This is a genomic window from Pararhodonellum marinum, from assembly GCF_015354735.1.
Taxonomy (GTDB): Bacteria; Bacteroidota; Bacteroidia; order Cytophagales; family Cyclobacteriaceae; genus Pararhodonellum; species Pararhodonellum marinum.
In genome coordinates this window covers 230,392-249,089 of record NZ_JACEFJ010000002.1, presented here as the reverse complement: position 1 = coordinate 249,089, position 18,698 = coordinate 230,392, and the positions used below count along the sequence as shown (strand labels likewise).

The following is an 18,698-nucleotide window of genomic DNA, read 5'->3' as shown; positions in this document are numbered from 1 at the left end:
ACTTTTTAATATTTTATATTCATAAAATTGATGGACACGCCGGCAAAAGGGTCAATACCTCTGAGGAAAATGGTATTGATGTCGTTTACGGCCAATGACACAAATAAGGATTCTGTAAGACCTATGGAAACACCCACGGGTATCCTGAAATTGACTTCAGCGCCATAAAACACCCCTGCGCTAAGATTGACTATGCCGTCAAGGGGGGACCAGTTGAAATAGCCTGAATAGAAGGCTGGGTTGTAAAACATAGGGAGTTCGTTATCAAACGACCGAAGTGGAATCATAAAATCCGTACTGATGTTCATGGAAGGCCCTAGATAAAAGAGTGTATTGAGTCTTAACTTGGTGGCAAATGGAGAAGTAAATGCAGGTCCAGGTTGGTGGTTGGAGGCATCGTAAAGCCGGTCCAGGTTTTCAATGATGGAATAATTTTGAATGATCCCATCACCCACCCCACCCAAAACTGTTTCAAAATCGGCGTCCGCCACTGTGATGTTATCATTCCAATTCATGCTTCCAATGTCAAGGATCGATGCACTGAATCGCCCTAATCCTTTTACTTTCATATCCACCCCAAGATCCAAAAGAAAACCACCTCCAGAAGTATCTAAAAGACCTCCACTGATGTTCTCAAGACTGGAAGAAACACTACTATAATCTACATCATAGAAAGCAGAAAATGAGGAGCCTCCCCGCAACCTTTGGTTATCAATGTAACTGTCAAAATAACCTACACCCCAGATTTTGGAGAAAGTTGCTCCGAGGTCAATGGAAAAATTTTCCTGCTTGACTATACTGCGTGCATAACTCAGTGTCAGTTCCCTCAAGTGAGTGTACTGGGTTTGGGTTCCATTTCCAATGGATAGTCTTTGGTCTGGAGTCAATTCTTCAAAGGCCGGAGAGTTGGTACCGAAAAACAGCACACCCAAGAATTCGTTGGGAATAAGGCTTCTCTGGTTTATCCGGTCCCTCAGGCTGATGGACAAGCCTCCAAACTTGGGGTCAAATACGGAATAGGATAACCAAGTAAAGTCCAGATTGGCATTCCATATGTATGCCGTTTGATCATCTCCACGGTCCAATATATCCTGTCTCTCCAATTCTGGAATGACATTGTCTGAAAACCCAAAGCGCAAGACTTCTGCAAAATTCAGTTGATTGCTGTGAAAATTAAAACCAATCTGCAAAAAACCAAATGTGGATACTTTTTTCCCCCTTTGACTAAGAAAGGCAGGGTTGACGCGGATGGCCTGTGCATTTCCGGTTAGAAGACTGTCTCCACAACAAATCATCCTACCTTCACTTTCATACATTTGAGCCATTGCATTTTGCTGATATCCGACCAAAACTAAACAAAAGGCAATAGCGAAAACATTGTTTTTGAGCATCAAATCGCAGTTAAAATAATTTTGAAACCAAATAAATCGAAGCTAACTCTGAAGAACTTTTGCAAAAAGTTCAACACCATCAAACCAAAATAAAATTGGGGATCAAGACTATCGGGTATTTCCTTGACTACTGTTAAAAAGTGCAGGATGGGGAGGGAACAAAACTTCAATTACCCGTTAAGTTTCAACTTAAGAATATTCTATGGCAATTACAATGATTTCATTTAAATAATAGGAATGAATATGAATTTCATGCTGGATTTCCTTATAATTTTGTGAACCAAATTGGATTTTAAGAATGTTTGCAAAAAGATAAAGTCATTTGGGCCAATGGTTAGGAAATAAGAAATGTTGGAATCCATTGATTTTTACAGCCGTAAAAATCCACTTTCACCCCAATGGGCCATTATCCAGAACAAATCTTTTTTTCTTTTAGGTTAAGAAAATTTGAAATAGTTAAAAAATTAAATGCTGTATGAAAGTAGATAAAAACATGGTAGTTGGGGTGGCTTATACACTTCAGGTAGATGATGGTGAAAATGGTAAAACAACATGGGAGGTAGTTGGAAAAGAAAAGCCTTACCACTTTCTGACTGGTGCTGATAATGTATTGCCACTTTTCGAAGCAGGTCTTTGGGGAAAATCAATTGGGGAAAGTTTTGAGATCTTCATAGATTATGAAGAAGGTTATGGTGATTATGATGAATCAAAGAGGGTAATAGTCCCGAAGTCCAATTTCAAAGAAGAAGGCAAGAAAAACAAAGACCTGTTAAAAGTTGGAAAGGTAATACCCATGCAAGATGACCAGGGAAATCAACTTAGGGGAGAAATTCTTAAGGTAGACTATCAAGGGGTGCACATGGATTTCAATTCACCATTGGCTGGATATGACCTTTACTTTTCAGGTGAAATTGTTTCTGTTAGGGCAGCAGAACCAGAAGAAATCGATCATGGTCATGTACATGGACCAGAGGGGCACGCCCATTAACTCACTGACTTATCTGTCAAAGAGCGGAGGCCTTTTTTGCTGCCATTCTGTGGCATCCTGATAGGCTTTTCCAAGCATAATCAACTTCTCTTCCTCAAAGAGGTTGGCCAAAAAAGTGATGGATGTTGGGCTACCATTTTCATTAAAGCCATTCGGCAGGCACAAGGCTGGATGGCCGGTGAGGTTGGTGATCAGCAATTGGTTCCCTGAAAATGAGGGTGTGATGATGACATCATAATCTTTAAATAAGTGGTGCACTTCTTCAATCAATTGGCTACGGTAACGGCTCGCCTGAATGTATTCAACGGCTGGGATGAATCTTGCTGCTCTGAAAAGGTTTGGCCAAGCTCCTTTGTGTTGGGCAACCAACTGGTCATCTAGATCCAGACGGGTAAGTTCGTCGAAAGCAGCAGCTCCCTCAGCCATAAGCATGATGATCATGCTTCCCACATCAACACTGGTTTCCAGTTTAATTTCCTCCAGCTCAAACCCCAGTTCCCTAATTATTTCCAAAACTGCAAGATCATTGGGAGTTACATTGGCTTCTGGTTTGAAGTATTCTGAAAAATAACCTACCCTTAATACCTTGATAGACTCTTTCCCATCATAATTAAAGGCTGCAGGAATGGTACTCTTATCCTTGGAATCAACCCCCTGAATGACGGAAAGGACCATTCCATTGTCCAGTGCGGATCTGGAAATCGGACCTATTTTATCCATGCTCCAGCTCAGGGCCATTGCCCCATGCCTGCTGACCCTGCCAAAAGTAGGCCGTAAGCCCGTGACCCCGTTTCGGGTGGAAGGGGATACGATGGATCCGTAGGTTTCCGTGCCGATTGCAAAAGGAATCAGACCAGCACTTACTGCGGATGCCGAACCGGCAGAAGATCCACTAGACCCTTGCTCCAGGTTCCAGGGGTTTTTGGTCACACCCCCATACCAAACATCCCCCATAGCCAAGGCGCCCAAGGTGAATTTTCCCAATAGTACAGCCCCAGCCTCATCCAATTTACCCACGATGGTGGCTGTTTCATTGATTTCCTGGTTTTTGTAGGGCATAGCGCCCCAAGTAGTTTTCGTGTTTTTGACAGCAAATAGATCTTTGATTCCGTAGGGTATGCCATGTAGTGGACCTCTGTAACGTCCAGCTTTGATTTCTATGTCCATGGCTTTTGCTTTTTCCAGAGCGGATGGTTCCATTAAAGTTATCAGACACTGAAGGGTATCACTGAAGGTTTTGATTCGCTGTAAGTATATTCGGGTTAATCTTTCTGAAGTGAGTTTCTGGCTTTTGATCAAGGGAGCTAATTCAGCTATACCCATAAAAGCGATATCCTTGTCATTTTCTGGAAGCGAAACCAATTCGGGAAGATCCCAATGGATTTCTTTTTGCTCTTGCAAAGGAAAAAATCTATGTGGAAGAGGATTGAACACAAGAGAAGGCGCGACCTCGTTTTCAATTGAATAAGCCCTCATTTTTTCGTAGTTGGCCTTTTGGTTTTCCAGAGTGCTGATCATGCTGTCTTTTTCTGCATTCGAAAATTGCAAACCAATCAGGTTTCCTGCCCAACCGATACTTTCTGCACTAATTCCTTCGTAAGATTTGCCTGCAAAAAATCCAAATATCAAAAAAGAAGCTGAAAGGACTAATATTGGGAAGAATTGTTTTTTATTCACGTTGTTCCTTTAGTTTTGTGTCGCAGAAATAAACTACCTAATGGCTTTTAGGTTTATACCAAAGAAAGATAGTCAAAAACAAATGATGTCAGAAAGCAAACCTTTTCCAATTTTTTCGATGCCCATGCGAGGCCTGTTGCTATTGGCTGGAATGTACACCGTGGCATGGGGAGCTTTTTTTAAATGGTTTGGGGCTGACCTGATCAAATGGTTGTCCATGAATCAGGGAGTTACAGTGCCATTGGATTTCAATTGGTTTGGGACTTTTGGTTTGGTCATCGGTATTGGGATCTTTTTGAGCGCCTTTTATCCCATCAGTTGGATGTACCTGATCCTCATCGGAGCCTTGGGAAAGCTGGTCTCGGCAGGCTGGTTTTATTTGGTGGTAATTGAAAACCTGGGATGGAACAAGCGAACGCTTTTTCATATGATCATCAATGAGTTGTTTTGGATATTGCCCCTAATTTGGATCTTTTTTCGATCTTTAGCAGTTAAAAAGTATCTGAAGACTTTGCCGGATTGACTTCTTCCCGGCAAGTGGCTTTGAACATACACTCAACCATCCCTAAAAGCATAAAATAATGGAAAATCAAAGAAGAGGATTTCTCAAAAAATCCGGCATCTTACTTTCGGCAGCAGCCATACTGCCACTTGCTTCCTTTACTGAAGGACAAAAACCGAAAAATGGGCCAATAGGCCTGAATCTTTTCACTCTGCCCAAAAGTCTTGATACGGATTTTAGAGGGACCATGGAGTTGATTGCCAAGGTGGGTTACAGGGAAGTGGAGTTTTTTGGTCCCTATGATTTCGGTACAGAAAAATCAAAACAAGCCTGGAAAGCAACTTCAGGATTTTTGGGCTTCGGTGGAAGTGGCTATTTTGGCAACAGTCCAAAGGAGGTAAAAATGATTTTGGACGATTTGGGTTTAAGCGCTCCTTCCATTCATATTGATCTGGATAGCCTTCAGCAGAATATGGGAGAGGTAGCTGAAGCTGCCCATCAGGTAGGCCATCAATATGTGGGCATTGCCATGTTGCCGAATGAATTGAGGACGGATATGGATGCTTACCGCAAGGCTATAGATGTATTGAATATAGTAGGTGAAAGTGCTAAAAAGCATGGCTTGACCTTCTTCTACCACAACCATGGCTATGGGCATCAGGAGCTGGAAGGGCAAATCCCCCTTCAGATGATTCTGGATCAAACCGATGCAGATATGGTCAAAATGCAAATGGATATTTTTTGGTTTAGCGCAGCCGGAAGTGATCCCATCGCCTATTTGGAGGCGAATCCCGGTAGGTTTGAACTCATGCACATCAAAGACATGCGGGAAATTCGCACCTTTTCCGGAGACGGAAGCAGCATGCAGGAGTGGATGGGGATGTTTCAGTATCTGGCAGATGCAGGGCAGGGTAAAATGGACCTGCCTACCATTATTGCAAAAGCCAAAGCATCCGGAACCAAACATTTCCAAGTAGAACATGACTTGGCAAAAGACCCTGAAGGCTCACTAAAAACCAATATGGCTTACCTTGAAAACCTGATATAAAAAAAGTCCCATCATCGTGATGGGACTTTTTTAATTACCGCCTCTTCCTGACCTGCCACTGCTTCTGCTGGGGGCAGTTGGTCGGCTGGTTCTTGTTGGTGTTCTCATTTGAGAGCGGTTGGATGGTGCTGCACGCCTCTGCACATTTCTGTTGTTACTTGGGGCGACAGTTCTGTTGGTTCTGTTCTGATTGTTTCGGATGACATTTCTTTGGTTGTTTCGCTGCCTTTGAGGGCTAACCACCCGTCTTTGATTGTTGGGGGCCACGATGACCGTTCTCGGTACAGTGTTATAATACATGTAATTCGCCCCAAAATATCCGGGATGACCATACATGTACATGGGGTCATAAAAACCACCGCCATATCCGCCACCATAGTAGCCCGCATTCATTCCTCCTCTAGTTCCAACACAAGATGAAAGGAATCCCAGCGCTACTACAATCAACACCATGTTTATTATCCTTTTCATGATTTCCTCCTTTTTACGGAATATCATGAAAAAATCATGCCAATATCAATATTACAAGCAAAAAATATAATATTAACAATAACTAGTATAAATAAAATTATACAACTTTTTTGCTTAAATATCGTGGGATGCCAAAAATGAAAAAACCGCAATAGAATGGGATTCCCATTCTATTGCGGTCAAGTATTAGAATAGCATAAAGTTATAGCAACAAAATCAAAAGTAAGATGATGATGATGATCGCTCCGATTGAAAGGTAAACTCCACCTCCCCTTTCGCGGGCTTCAACTTTCATCTCTTTCAATTCATTTTTGAGCGCTCTTCTTTCTTCTTTGGTCAAATCAGAGAAATCAGTGGCTTTGATCTCTTCGATCCTGTTTTCGATTTCCACCAATCTGGCTTTGTCTTCTTCGGTCAGTTCGGTCTTTTCTTTCTTTTTATCTTTGGCCATCACAGCAGGTGTGAATACAGAGAAAATCATAAGAAAAGACAACAAAAAGGCAATTTTTTTCATGTTGTATTTGGTTTAAATAATTAGAATTGGTTTTAACGCGGCAAAATCCACCACAAATATCGGTTAATCAAGAATTAGACCAATGGTGGGTATTTTGATTTTCAATTTAGGCAAATTTAATAAAAAGTGTCACTCTTCAAATTCATTATTATTTGTAATTTAGCTTTTCTTCCTCAAGATAGGATGTAACCAATGATTTTAAATTCACAAAAAATGCCCCAAAAAGGAGAAAAAAAACTTTTCCTGTTGGATGCCATGGCCTTGATCTACAGGGCTCATTTTGCATTCAGCAAAAACCCAAGAATCAATTCCAAAGGCCTCAACACCGGCATCATGCTGGGTTTCACCAACACCCTTTTGGAGGTGTTGGAAAAAGAAAAGCCGACACACATTGCAGTTGCCTTTGACACCCATGCCCCCACTTTCCGACATGTGCAGTTTGAGGCCTACAAAGCCAACAGGCAAGAACAGCCGGAGGACATAGAAGTGGGAATTCCCTGGGTCAAACAAATTGTGGAAGCCTTTAATATCCCTATTTTGGAGCTAGATGGATTCGAAGCCGACGACATCATCGGTACCATTGCAAAAAAAGCCGAAAGCAGCAGTTTTGTGGTTTACATGATGACACCCGACAAAGATTTTGGTCAGTTGGTGGAGGATCATATTTATTTATACAAACCTGCCTTTATGGGAAACGGGGTAGACATCATGGGGCCCAAGGAGGTATGTGCGAAATGGGACATAGCTGATGTGGATCAAGTGAGAGACATTCTGGGACTCATGGGAGATGCTGTGGATAACATTCCTGGCATCCCTGGCATCGGACCCAAGACTGCCACAAAATTATTGAAGGATTATGGAACCATAGAGGAGCTGTTGAAACATACAGACGAACTGAAAGGAAAGCAAAAGGAGAATGTGGAAAAGTTTGGCCAGCAGGGTCTGCTGTCCAAAGAATTGGCGACCATCAAACAGGATGTGCCTGTGGATTTTGACGAAAAAGCCCTCCATTATGATGGGCCAGATGAAGCCAAGCTCAAGGCATTGTTTGCCGAACTGGAGTTTAGAACGCTTACCAAACGGGTGTTTGGTGAAGCCATGAAAAAGCCAGCCATTCAGGTCAGCGAACAACTGGGATTATTTACCGGACAGGATACTCCCGAGGAAGAGGGTGACTTCAAAGAGGAGATTCCGATTCAAGAACCCAATACCCATCACCAGATTTTTTCTAACCCTCATGATTATCACAAGATATCCTCCGAGGAAGACATAAAGGAACTGATTACATATCTTGAAAGACAGAAGGAGTTTTGTTTCGATACCGAAACCACCTCACTCAACCCGAACGAGGCGGAATTGGTGGGTTTGTCTTTTGCTTATGTAGCAGGTGAAGCATTCTACGTGCCGATGCCTGAAGATCAAGGTATTGCAAAAGCCACATTGGAACCTTTTCGAAAACTTTTTGAAAATGAACAAATCACCAAAATTGGCCAAAATGTAAAATATGATATTTTGGTGTTGAAAAACTATGGGTTTGAAGTAAAAGGCAAATTGTATGATACCATGCTGGCCCACTACCTGATCGAACCCGAGGGCAAGCATTCCATGGACTGGCTAGCCATGCAATACCTCAACTATAAACCAGTCTCCATCGAATCCCTCATCGGCAAAAAAGGAAAAAACCAAGGGAACATGAGGGATGTAGAAGTGGATGAGGTAGTGGAATATGCCAGTGAGGATGCTGATATCACTTTACAGCTCAAGCAAAAACTTGACCCAATTATCAAGCAAAATGGATTGGAAAAGCTCCTGCATGAAGTGGAAAACCCGCTGATTCGAGTCCTTGCCGAAATGGAATTTGAGGGGATAAAAATTGATTCTGAGAGCCTAGCTGAATTGTCCAAGGTACTCGAACTCGAAAGCAAAGAAATAGAAAAAAAAGTATATGAATTGGCTGGAGAGAAATTCAATCTTTCCTCTCCAAAACAATTGGGAGAAATTCTTTTTGTGAAACTGAATCTGGATCCAAAAGCCAAAAAAACCAAAACTGGCCAATATGCCACAGGCGAGGAGGTCCTCTCTAAAATGGCAAGCGAACATGATATAGCCCAGGCCATTCTGGATTACCGACAACTGGTAAAGCTCAAATCTACCTATGTGGATGCATTGCCTACCCTGATCAACCCCAAAACCAACAGGGTTCATACCACTTACAATCAATTTGTTGCTGCCACAGGCCGACTTTCATCGACTAACCCCAACCTCCAAAATATTCCGATCCGAACAGAAAGAGGCAGGGAAATACGAAAAGCATTTGTCCCCAGAGATGCGGATCATGTGATCTTGGCGGCTGATTATTCTCAGATAGAACTTCGGATCATGGCAGCTTTCTCTCAGGATAAATCAATGATCGAGGCGTTCAAAAATGGCAGAGACATCCATGCCACCACCGCAGCCAAAATTTTTCAGGTCCCCTTGGAGGAAGTCTCCTCCGACATGCGTAGAAAGGCCAAAACAGCCAACTTCGGCATCATTTACGGTATTTCTGCCTTTGGTCTATCCCAAAGATTGAGCATTTCCAGAACAGAGGCCAAGGAAATCATCGATGCTTATTTCACTGAATTCCCAGCTGTAAAGGCCTATATGGATAATTGCATTGAAAAAGCCAGAAAAAACGAATATGTCGAAACCATTTTAGGGAGAAGAAGGTACCTACGGGATATCAATAGCCGCAACATGACCATGAGGGGTTTCGCCGAAAGAAATGCTATCAATGCACCTATTCAAGGATCAGCAGCAGACATGATCAAGGTGGCCATGATCCAAGTGCATGCTTGGATGAAAGCACAGAAGCTAAAATCTAAAATGATCCTTCAGGTCCATGATGAATTGGTCTTTGATGCGCATAAGGATGAAGTGGAACTTTTGAAAAAAGAAATCCCTAAACTCATGGCCCATGCGGTGGAAATAGAGGTTCCACTAGAAGTTGAGGTAGGTGTGGGCAAAGATTGGCTGGAAGCACATTGATCAATTTAAAATCCATTACTGATTACTTTATCGTTTAATTTCTAAAATGGCCAAAGTCAAAACCACCTTTTTTTGTCAAAACTGCGGCGCCCAAAGCCCAAAATGGATTGGGAAATGCCCTTCCTGTGGAGAATGGAACACCTATGTGGAGGAAGTGATCCAAAAGGAAGAAAACGGTAGGGGTTCATGGCAGCAGGGAGTTGTCAAAAAAGAAAGGGTCAGTATTCCAAAAAATCTAAAGGAAATCAATTTTGAGGAATCCCCAAGGCTCGTCACCGGTGACTTAGAATTGGATAGAGTTTTGGGAGGCGGAATAGTACCGGGCTCCTTGATTCTGATCGGAGGCGAACCAGGTATTGGCAAATCCACCCTAATGCTTCAGATTGCCTTGACACTCAATCAAACCAAGGTCTTGTATGTATCCGGTGAAGAGAGTGAATCTCAAATCAAAATGAGAGCAGACCGCATGTTGGCCCAATCCGAAAATTGCTTTGTCCTTTCTGAGACCAACACGCAAAATATTTTTCAACAAATTGCTGTTCTTCTACCCGATCTTTTGGTCATCGACTCCATTCAAACCCTTCACAGCCAACACGTGGAATCGGCAGCCGGTTCGGTAAGCCAGGTCCGGGAATGCACGGCCGAATTGATGAAATTTGCAAAAGAAACGGGCACGCCGGTGTTTCTAATCGGGCATATCACCAAAGACGGTGCGATAGCCGGTCCCAAAGTCCTCGAGCACATGGTAGACACAGTACTTCAATTTGAGGGGGATCGGCATCTGAGCTACCGAATCCTTAGAACCTCCAAAAACCGCTTTGGGGCCACCCACGAATTGGGTATATATGAAATGAGAGCTGAAGGACTCAGGCAAGTACCAAATCCCTCCGAAATTCTGATTACCCAACGGGAAGAATCACTCAATGGAGTGGCCATAGGTGCGATGCTAGAGGGCAATAGGCCATTATTGATAGAAATACAGTCCTTGGTAAGTCCCGCAACCTATGGCACCCCACAAAGGAGCAGCACCGGACACGATGCCAAGCGACTGAATATGTTGCTGGCCGTGTTGGAAAAACGAGGGGGAATGAGGCTTGGCCAGCAGGATGTCTTCTTAAATGTGGCAGGAGGCTTGAGGGTGGATGACCCCGCATTAGATTTGGCGGTCTGCGCATCCCTTATTTCTTCTTATGAAGACTATCCTGTAGCTGCTGAGGTTTGTTTTGCAGGTGAAGTGGGCTTAGGAGGAGAAATAAGAGCCGTAAACAGAATTGAGAACCGCATTGCAGAGGCAGAAAAGTTGGGATTCAAGCGGATCATTGTTTCCAAATACGCGGTGAAAGGTCTGGATCTACAAAAATACAGAATCGAGGTCATTGCCATCAGTAAATTGGAGGAAATGTACAGCCACTTATTTGCCAAAAATTGATTCAAAAAACCTGCTGAATAAAAGAAAATACACATGGGCCTCTCCGTTCAAAAGACCATTTCCCTGAAACCTTATCCCAGAGGATTTCATTTGATCACTGAAGAAATTTTGGAAAAACTTCCCGAATTGAGACAGATAGAAATTGGAATGCTGCATGTGTTTATCCAACACACCTCCGCAGGCCTCACGATCAATGAAAATGCCGACCCTACCGTACGCAAAGATTTTGAAACCTTTGTAAATGAGATGATTCCGGAAAGTTATCCACGGTTTATCCACACTTATGAAGGTGCGGATGATATGCCTGCGCACTTAAAAAGCAGTTTTTTTGGAAATTCATTGACAATCCCGATTTCTGGTGGAAAACTTAACCTCGGGATGTGGCAAGGGATTTACTTGTGCGAATTTCGGAATAGAGGAGGCTCTAGGACACTTGTTTTGACGGCTTTTGGTCAGTAATGATATTTTACCTTTCCCAAATTTCCCATAAATCTTTAAGCTGAATCTCTTTGAAGCTATTGATGTATGCGTCGCACGGAGGAAGCTCAGATTCTTTATGGGAAGACAGGACAGCGATCACCTTCATGCCTGCATTGATGGCAGCGCTTACTCCAGAAAAAGAATCTTCAAAAACCATACATTTATCAGGGGAAATGCCAAGGTTTTGGGCTGACTTGAGATAGACTTCAGGATCAGGTTTGTGTTTGGTCACATTCTCACTTGCCAGAATGGATTCCATATGTCGGTCAAAGGCCAGCTTCCCCATAATCATATCCAGGTTGGCCCTTGGAGCAGAAGTGGCTACTCCTGTAGACAACCCAGCCTGTTTGAGCTGATCAAGGAAATCTTGAAATCCTGCAATGGGTTGAACATGGGGTGCATATATTTCACGGAATAAACTCTCTTTCTCATCCTCAAGTTCATAGAATTCTGTAGCTGGGATTTCTCTTTTCAGAAAATGCCGGAGAATATAGCTATTGCTTTTCCCATACATGTGCTGCGAAAATTCCTCTTCTGTAGGATAGAGTTCTCTTTTGGCAAAGAAAGTTTTGAAGGCCTTAGAATGGTAGGGATTGGTATGACAGATTACCCCATCCATGTCAAAAATGACAGCATGCTTATTCATGACAGATAATTTTTTGGGTCAAAAGCGAAATCCGAAGGAGACGCCTGCCTTCAATTCCAAGGCGCTGAAGCGGTCTATGGTTTCTTCACCAAAATTTCTTCCGATGTTAGCAAAAGGTGCAATGGTGAATTTATTTTCAAAAAGGATTTTATAGCCTACACCCATGCCTAGAAGAAAACTGTTTAAATTCGTCACAGATAAGGCCCCATCTCTAGTTTCTGTATATTCTCCAAAACGATATCTTAGCAGAGGACTGAAATAAAAGCCTGCATTTTTTTCCTCTTGGGAAAGATAAAAGTTATACGCCGCTTGTATGCTTCTCGCTGAAAAGTCTCTATTGCTACCTCCTGCAAAATAGCCAAAACGATCGTTGAAGTGAACCTGAACATCAATAGACTGGTTGTCATCGATCAGGTATTCATAACCGAGTTCCACTGTACCGATCAATATGGTATTGAGCATATTGAGTTTGACTTCATTTTTAGGCGATAGGACCTCAACTTGCTGGGCTTGAACGCCAAAATTGCCAATTGCGAGGAGGAGTATAAAAACTAATTTTTTCATGATCATATGATTTTTTAAAACAAATATTTTAATTACAAATCTATTGCCAAGTATCCTTTTTACCCCAACCCCATGGTGGAGCGGGGGAGTCAACCGTTTGTTTGAGATTAAAAGCCACTGAGAAAAAGCGGTCACTACCAATTCTCCGGAGGTTATACGTGAACGTATCTTCATCAAGAGTAATCCACCAGACATTATTGGATGCATAGGGAATTAGATCGGAAGTTTCTTGGTCAGCTGGGAAAAACTGGATTCCAGCCAACCCAGTATTGGGAGCGATACCCCCATATTGGGTGATTTCATCCTCAGACCCATCCTCATGTCGGTGGTCATGCTTTAATTGGATAACCCCATCCTGCTTGCTTAGCACCCAGGTTCTGGATCGATCATCTCCCACATAAAAAGGAATTCTGATTTCATTTTCCGTACAGCTGATCACATACATGCGCAATGATTTCCCCCTAAAATCATCATTTGCAGGAGCCTCAATTACATCTCCTGCATACGCTTTTCCACAATGCATTAGCAAATTTTCCCAGAATTCATCAGCGCCTTTACTTGATTGAGAAAAACTAGGTAAGCTGATGAGCAAAAAGCAATAAAGAGAGATGTGCTTCATGGATTCATGTATTAAGTTTCAAAATTGCATTTACATTTCCATATTGCCAAAACTTTATTGGAAGTATTCACCATTACTTACCTTGACAACTGCCGGGCCTCTTCAATGTTTTTGGACTGGCGTTAAAGTAGGGGGAATAGTAATTGATTTTGGGTCGATTTTTATTCTACTGGTCAATGGTTAGGGTATTATTGGAACCTGAAAAAACCACCCCTATTTGGTCGCCAACAGCCTCTGGGTTTGTTTTTTCTCCATTGAGTAAAATTCGAAATGATTTATTGTCTTCCACCAAAAATATGACCCTCCAATCTGAAGAGGTTTGTTGAATATTGACTTCTAATCTGTCATTGACACGCCTTAGATTCAAATTAATTTCATTTTCTCCTATCAACACCCGTTCAATACTTGCCTCATTCCAGCTGCTAGGCAATTGCGGATTCAAAAAGATGGTTTTGCTGCCCGCATCAGGTTGAATTCCAAAAAACTGGGTAACAATAGGTACCGCATAGCTGTAAAGGTTCCATGCCTGAGCCATCATTCCATAATCAGGAGAAACCTCATAAATGGATCCCGGTAAAGCATAGCTAAAGGAGCGTGTCATCCTTTGGAGGTAATCCAAAGCCTTATCGGGTCTTCCATAATTGTTTTCTGCTATGGCCTGTACTCCTGTAGGTAAGGTCATGACAGCACCTGTGTAGGAAAAGACTTTACTTCCGGCAAATGATCCATCATCAGATTCTGATGACTCGTCACGATCAATGCCAGTAACAAAAACGCCAAAAGGATTGACAAACCTACTGCCTTTGTCCAAAGCCTTGATGCCTTTATCCTTATCCGCTATACCCATTTCCATAGGCGTATTGACTACCCAGTTGTGAAATAAAACAAAACCTTGTTTTTGGTCCATTGGATAGTCTCGGAGTTTTTTTTGAGTGGCTTTTAGCTCTTCCACGGCCCAGGGCTTTTGCAAGGTGTCAGACCTGATGATGGCTGCGTCGATCAATTCCAATGCTTCTTGGGTGGTACCAATGAAATCCGCGTAGGAATTATATTCTTCCACCCAAAATTCTTCATTAATTTTATCTTTGAGAACATCACCAGTTTCCTTATAGGCATCGGCCAGCTCGTTTTTTCCCAGCAGTGCGGCCATCTTGGAGGCATCGGCAAAAGCCTTTTGGGTATATACAGCCACATCAATCATCTCAGATTCCAAACCATGAATTTCCATCATGCCATAGCCGTCAGGAAAAAGATTTCCATCCAAATCTTTTTCATCCATCAGCCAGTCCAATCCCTTTTCTATGGTCGGAAAGTATTTTTCTAGAAACGGCAGGTCACCGGTCCAAGCATAAACCCACCAGATCAACGAGGCAAATTGGGGAGTTTCATTGATGTTTCCGGGGTTAAAAACCACCCCATTGGTGCTGACTTCATGGACGATTTTTCCATTTTCATTTGACTCAGATAGCTGATGAATAAGTGCTATCGTTTCATAGACCAAGTCTTTTCTTCCTGTGGCAATAGCCCCTTTCAGGGTATATTCGTTGTCTACACCAAACCACCAAGGATAGTCTGGCATACCGGCGCCTAATCCTCGGCCAATCTCAGGTACATCCCTGACCAACCACTCCGTATTGTATTTAACCCACTCAAAAGCTTCTTCCAGTTCCTTATCAGGTATGCTTATTCTGGAATAGGAGGCAATGTTCGCATAATGGTCCTTTTTATTGATGAGAAGGCCTACTGGGTCTTCTTTCAGCTCATCAAAGGTCTCTTGGGCATCTGCCAGCGATTGGTATGATCCGGAAATAAAAAACCTCAATACACTTTTTTCATTGGGTCCAAGGTTTACTTCATAGCCCAACCTAGCAGCCTTACCTTTTCCTTGGGGCTGGTAATCACAGCTTTCGGATGGACCAGAAGTTTTTTTTGCCCTTTGGTCAGAACCAAAAATCACATACCATTCATTGCCGAGGTCTTTTCCAACCCATGCTTGTCTGCTCTCATCAAAGGAAAGGGTGTCGGGATGGTCAATCATGCCGCTGCGTTCACCCAGCCAGACTGGCATAAGATCGGTATGACCTGCAAATTCAAACCCGAATGTTTTGTTCTGACTTTCCAGATTAGTAAACAAAAATTCAATGATCAGCCCTTGTTTTCCCTCCGGAACAAATTGAAATCTTTCTACCTCAAGTCCTTGAAGACTTTCCCCAAAAAGGTGCTTATTGGCAAATGGATAGTTGGTAAAGCCGGTGGCTTGATCAAGACAAAAGGAAGCGCCATCATATCCAATGGCAGCAGTAAATCCATCCATCAGTTTGATGGGATGATTCCAGATTCCCCCCATTTCTCCCTCCACATGCCATCCAAGGTCCGGAAAGCTACCATCTTGGTGTCCTACCATGTATACCCGGTCACCCGCGGTTACAAAAGGTGATGCCAAATACGCAGATTTGCCTTGTAGCAAAGGAACTCCTTCCAATTCATTTTGGAGACTTTGATTGCTTGGCAGATTTGAAGAACAGCCCGTCCATAGATTTATCAATAGTAGAGAAAGCAATTTGAAGAAAATACAAGTGCCCGAAGTTTTGCCGGATATTTTCATTTACAGAGAGGTTTTGGGATTATGGAAATTACTTGACTGCATCCCTAAATTAATGAAAACATACCAAAGCATCCGTTAACTGGTCCGATTCCATTCATTTTAATAAAAAATCCTAGGCAATTCTTTCAAAAATCAAGCATTGAAAAGCTCTTTTGAAATATTTCTTTATTTTTTGGGAATGGATTTCTGCTCTAAAAGACTCCCGATTTCTCTCCAAGTGATCAATTTGATTTCGTTATCTAAAATTAATTTTCTGGCTTTATCACTGGTGAAAAAATCAAAGTCAGCCTGCCTCCAAGCAGCATGCCAATGCGGATGATTCACCGTGATGGCCTGCATTTCAGGGTCATCATAAGCCACGTGAATCAATAAAGCGGTTACACCTGGATTGAGATTTTCCAAAAGCTCGGAGTAGAAACCCTCCATCCCTTTTTCATCATATTCCTCAGGGGTGGCAATGGAGATTTGATCAATGATAAGCTGTTTGGAAAGATCAAGCTTGTTGAAATAATCTGGATGTAGTTGCTTAAAAACGTCAAGGATTTGAGGGCTTACCATGGATGGTATGCCGTATTCTCTACCTAGTTTTAAGTAACTCATGAAATATTCTGGACGGCCAAAAAACAGACAGCCCATATGCGAATCCAGGTGGGTAGGTTTGATGCCCAGTTTGATCGCGGCGTCTATTTGGGCCCTTAACTCCGCTTCCACCTCTTCAGGTGTCGCATGCCTTGCCACTGAGGCACAATCAGCAAACATAAAGCCTTCTTCATCAACCAGTCCCGGAACATTTGATTTGGAAGCCACAGGGCCCCATTTATAATTGAACCACTCATTGGTAAGGGTTAGGTGAACACCCACATCTAGATTGGGATGATTTTGGATATAAGTGCCAACTTCTGTAGCCCATGCACAGGGCATCATGATGCTGGTAGAATTGACAAGTCCTTCCGTCATGGCCTTTAATGTGGCCCTGTTTTCGGAATGGGACAGGCCTATGTCATCGGCATGAATGATAAGTAATTTATCAGTAGGATTAAATCCGAGTCGCTCATTGAGACCAGTTGCTGATTGGGCGAAGACAGTCAAATCCAATCCTAAGGAAAAAAGAGCCATAACTAATAGGTAGACCCACGTCACAATGACTTTTTTTTTGACAGGAAAAATGGACATTTATTTACAGTTGTTTGATCACTTCTTTGGTGGGCATCAAAATACTCCACATACCTCTAAGGTCTCCCACTTTATGGCCAATAGCCTTATCTTCCGGATAGAGCGATTTGATTTTGTCCATGGTTTCGGGGCTGATGTCGGTTTCAGCATCTCCATGACAGTTGAGGCAAAGTGTGCTCGGAATCATGATTGCTTTAGTGAATAGCAATTCAGTACCTTGGTTAAGCTTTTGGATATTTGGCCTTGAATCAAGATCATTCTCTACATTGTATTCATAAGCACTTAGCAGACCGCTTTCAAATTCCTTCGGTTGGTCTTGTGGGTTGCGGTAATCATTGGAAACACGCCTCACTTTTACTTGATATTTGTCACTGACTTCCTTTAAAATCGGTAGGGCTTCTGCTTGACAAAACTCAACAGCTCCAGGTACACCTTTTTCAGTGATGGCTTTTTGTAAAGTACTGATAAGCTGTTGCTGGGCTTCTTGGCTGATGGATTCACCCCATTCCATGGCTTTGTTAATCAGGTCTGATTCATTGACCTTTTTTACCTCCATGGACTCTTTCACCTCGTCAAAAACCTCTTTGCTTACTCTCTCTTGGTTGCCGCATGACAAAAGAGCAAAGAAAAAGAATCCTGAGAACAAGCAGTGAAGTGCTTTCCTATTCATATCAATTTTTGGCTAAGGGTAACTCGAATTGTTCAATTAAGAAAGAGCCTCATACCGCTCAGCCACCTTTTCCCAATTGAGGAGGTTCCACCAATTGCTGATGTATTTTGGTCTTTCATTTTGGTATTTTAGATAGTAGGCATGCTCCCAAACATCAATGCCAATCAAAGGAGAACCCCTGAATTCCGAAAGGTCCATCATGGGATTATCCTGATTGGGAGTTGACCCTATGGCCAATTCACCATTGTTGTTCAAAACCAGCCAAGCCCAACCTGATCCAAAACGGGTTTTGGCAGCATTTTCAAATTCTTCCTTAAATGCCTCAAAACTTCCGAATCGACCATTGATTGCTTCTGAAATTTTGCCCGAAGGACCTCCTCCTCCATCAGGGGACATGATTTTCCAGAAAAGCTCATGGTTATAATGTCCACCGCCATTGTTTCTCATGGCTGTGGAGTAATTGGACATGTTGACCATCAGCTCCTCCAAAGGTTTGTCCATATCCACGCCTTCTTTTTCGCAAGCTTCTTTTAAGTTTTTGGCATAGCCTGCAGCATGTTTGGTGTAATGGATTTCCATGGTCTCAGCATCTATATGGGGTTCCAATGCTGAATAATCATATGCCAATGGGGTTTGTTCAAACCCAGTGATCAAGTCCACTTTGGCATCTTGTTGTGATTTAGATTCTCCTCCACATGCACTTAGCAAAGAAGTACCTGCCAGACTACCACCCAATCCTATAGAAAAAGTTGCCAAAGTTCCTTTATTGAGGAATGATCTTCTTGAAGCATCGAAGAATTTGTTATTCATAATACAAAGTGTTGGTTTTAGTTAAGCACAAGTTAAGTATTTCTACCATCAAAAAGAACCTTCTTTCGGACATTAAGTCTTATT

At 42.5% G+C, this 18,698-nt stretch carries 17 protein-coding genes; 6 read left to right on the top strand and 11 right to left on the bottom strand.

Annotation, left to right across the window (positions count from 1 at the left end):
* Positions 1-5: 5 nt before the first annotated feature.
* Positions 6-1,391 carry a DUF5723 family protein gene (locus tag H1A14_RS04825; RefSeq protein WP_194775093.1) on the bottom strand — a complete coding sequence of 462 codons (1,386 nt, stop codon included), beginning with the start codon at positions 1,389-1,391 and terminating at the stop codon, positions 6-8.
* Between the two features lie 475 nt (positions 1,392-1,866).
* Here H1A14_RS04825 and H1A14_RS04820 point away from each other — a divergent pair, with 475 nt between their 5' ends.
* On the top strand, positions 1,867-2,379 hold the full coding sequence (locus tag H1A14_RS04820) for an FKBP-type peptidyl-prolyl cis-trans isomerase (RefSeq protein ID WP_194775092.1): 513 nt from the start codon (positions 1,867-1,869) through the stop codon (positions 2,377-2,379).
* A gap of 9 nt (positions 2,380-2,388) precedes the next feature.
* On the opposite strand, the gene H1A14_RS04815 is transcribed toward H1A14_RS04820, so the two are convergent.
* Positions 2,389-4,056 carry an amidase gene (locus tag H1A14_RS04815; RefSeq protein WP_194775091.1) on the bottom strand — a complete coding sequence of 556 codons (1,668 nt, stop codon included), beginning with the start codon at positions 4,054-4,056 and terminating at the stop codon, positions 2,389-2,391.
* Positions 4,057-4,138: 82 nt separating this feature from the next.
* Between H1A14_RS04815 and H1A14_RS04810 the strand changes: the two genes are divergently transcribed.
* Positions 4,139-4,579 carry a hypothetical protein gene (locus H1A14_RS04810; RefSeq protein WP_317174852.1) on the top strand — a complete coding sequence of 147 codons (441 nt, stop codon included), beginning with the start codon at positions 4,139-4,141 and terminating at the stop codon, positions 4,577-4,579.
* Between the two features lie 58 nt (positions 4,580-4,637).
* Positions 4,638-5,606: a sugar phosphate isomerase/epimerase family protein gene (locus H1A14_RS04805; protein ID WP_194775090.1), complete on the top strand. Its 969-nt coding sequence runs from the start codon at positions 4,638-4,640 to the stop codon at positions 5,604-5,606.
* Between the two features lie 30 nt (positions 5,607-5,636).
* Here the strand turns inward: H1A14_RS04805 and H1A14_RS04800 are convergent, their stop codons facing one another.
* On the bottom strand, positions 5,637-6,077 hold the full coding sequence (locus tag H1A14_RS04800) for a hypothetical protein (protein ID WP_194775089.1): 441 nt from the start codon (positions 6,075-6,077) through the stop codon (positions 5,637-5,639).
* A 202-nt stretch (positions 6,078-6,279) separates the two neighbouring features.
* Positions 6,280-6,591 (bottom strand): hypothetical protein, encoded by a 312-nt coding sequence (locus H1A14_RS04795; RefSeq protein ID WP_194775088.1) that lies wholly within the window; start codon positions 6,589-6,591, stop codon positions 6,280-6,282.
* 213 nt (positions 6,592-6,804) lie between these two features.
* Between H1A14_RS04795 and polA the strand changes: the two genes are divergently transcribed.
* From polA to H1A14_RS04780, 3 genes are read left to right on the top strand one after another with little or no spacing between them, the layout of a single operon-like run.
* Positions 6,805-9,618, top strand: coding sequence for a DNA polymerase I (gene polA / locus H1A14_RS04790; RefSeq protein ID WP_194775087.1), 2,814 nt, complete (start codon positions 6,805-6,807; stop codon positions 9,616-9,618).
* Positions 9,619-9,664: 46 nt separating this feature from the next.
* Positions 9,665-11,047, top strand: coding sequence for a DNA repair protein RadA (gene radA / locus H1A14_RS04785; protein WP_194775086.1), 1,383 nt, complete (start codon positions 9,665-9,667; stop codon positions 11,045-11,047).
* Between the two features lie 33 nt (positions 11,048-11,080).
* Positions 11,081-11,506, top strand: coding sequence for a secondary thiamine-phosphate synthase enzyme YjbQ (locus H1A14_RS04780; protein WP_194775085.1), 426 nt, complete (start codon positions 11,081-11,083; stop codon positions 11,504-11,506).
* Between the two features lie 7 nt (positions 11,507-11,513).
* On the opposite strand, the gene H1A14_RS04775 is transcribed toward H1A14_RS04780, so the two are convergent.
* The 7 genes from H1A14_RS04775 to H1A14_RS04745 form a co-directional block, all read right to left on the bottom strand.
* Positions 11,514-12,173, bottom strand: coding sequence for an HAD family hydrolase (locus H1A14_RS04775; protein ID WP_194775084.1), 660 nt, complete (start codon positions 12,171-12,173; stop codon positions 11,514-11,516).
* An 18-nt stretch (positions 12,174-12,191) separates the two neighbouring features.
* Complete coding sequence (locus H1A14_RS04770) at positions 12,192-12,737, bottom strand: DUF3575 domain-containing protein (RefSeq protein WP_194775083.1); 546 nt, start codon at positions 12,735-12,737, stop codon at positions 12,192-12,194.
* A 40-nt stretch (positions 12,738-12,777) separates the two neighbouring features.
* The gene (locus tag H1A14_RS04765; RefSeq protein WP_194775082.1) at positions 12,778-13,356 is read right to left on the bottom strand and encodes a hypothetical protein; all 579 of its coding nucleotides are present in this window, start codon (positions 13,354-13,356) and stop codon (positions 12,778-12,780) included.
* Between the two features lie 166 nt (positions 13,357-13,522).
* Positions 13,523-15,961, bottom strand: a complete 2,439-nt coding sequence (locus H1A14_RS04760; protein ID WP_194775081.1) for an alpha-L-rhamnosidase-related protein — start codon at positions 15,959-15,961, stop codon at positions 13,523-13,525.
* A gap of 165 nt (positions 15,962-16,126) precedes the next feature.
* Entirely contained in the window at positions 16,127-17,077 is a 951-nt protein-coding gene (locus H1A14_RS04755; RefSeq protein WP_194775080.1) for a polysaccharide deacetylase family protein, read from the bottom strand.
* 61 nt (positions 17,078-17,138) lie between these two features.
* The gene (locus tag H1A14_RS04750) at positions 17,139-17,804 is read right to left on the bottom strand and encodes a Tll0287-like domain-containing protein (RefSeq protein WP_194775079.1); all 666 of its coding nucleotides are present in this window, start codon (positions 17,802-17,804) and stop codon (positions 17,139-17,141) included.
* Between the two features lie 36 nt (positions 17,805-17,840).
* Positions 17,841-18,614 carry a superoxide dismutase gene (locus H1A14_RS04745; RefSeq protein ID WP_194775078.1) on the bottom strand — a complete coding sequence of 258 codons (774 nt, stop codon included), beginning with the start codon at positions 18,612-18,614 and terminating at the stop codon, positions 17,841-17,843.
* Positions 18,615-18,698 lie beyond the last annotated feature (84 nt).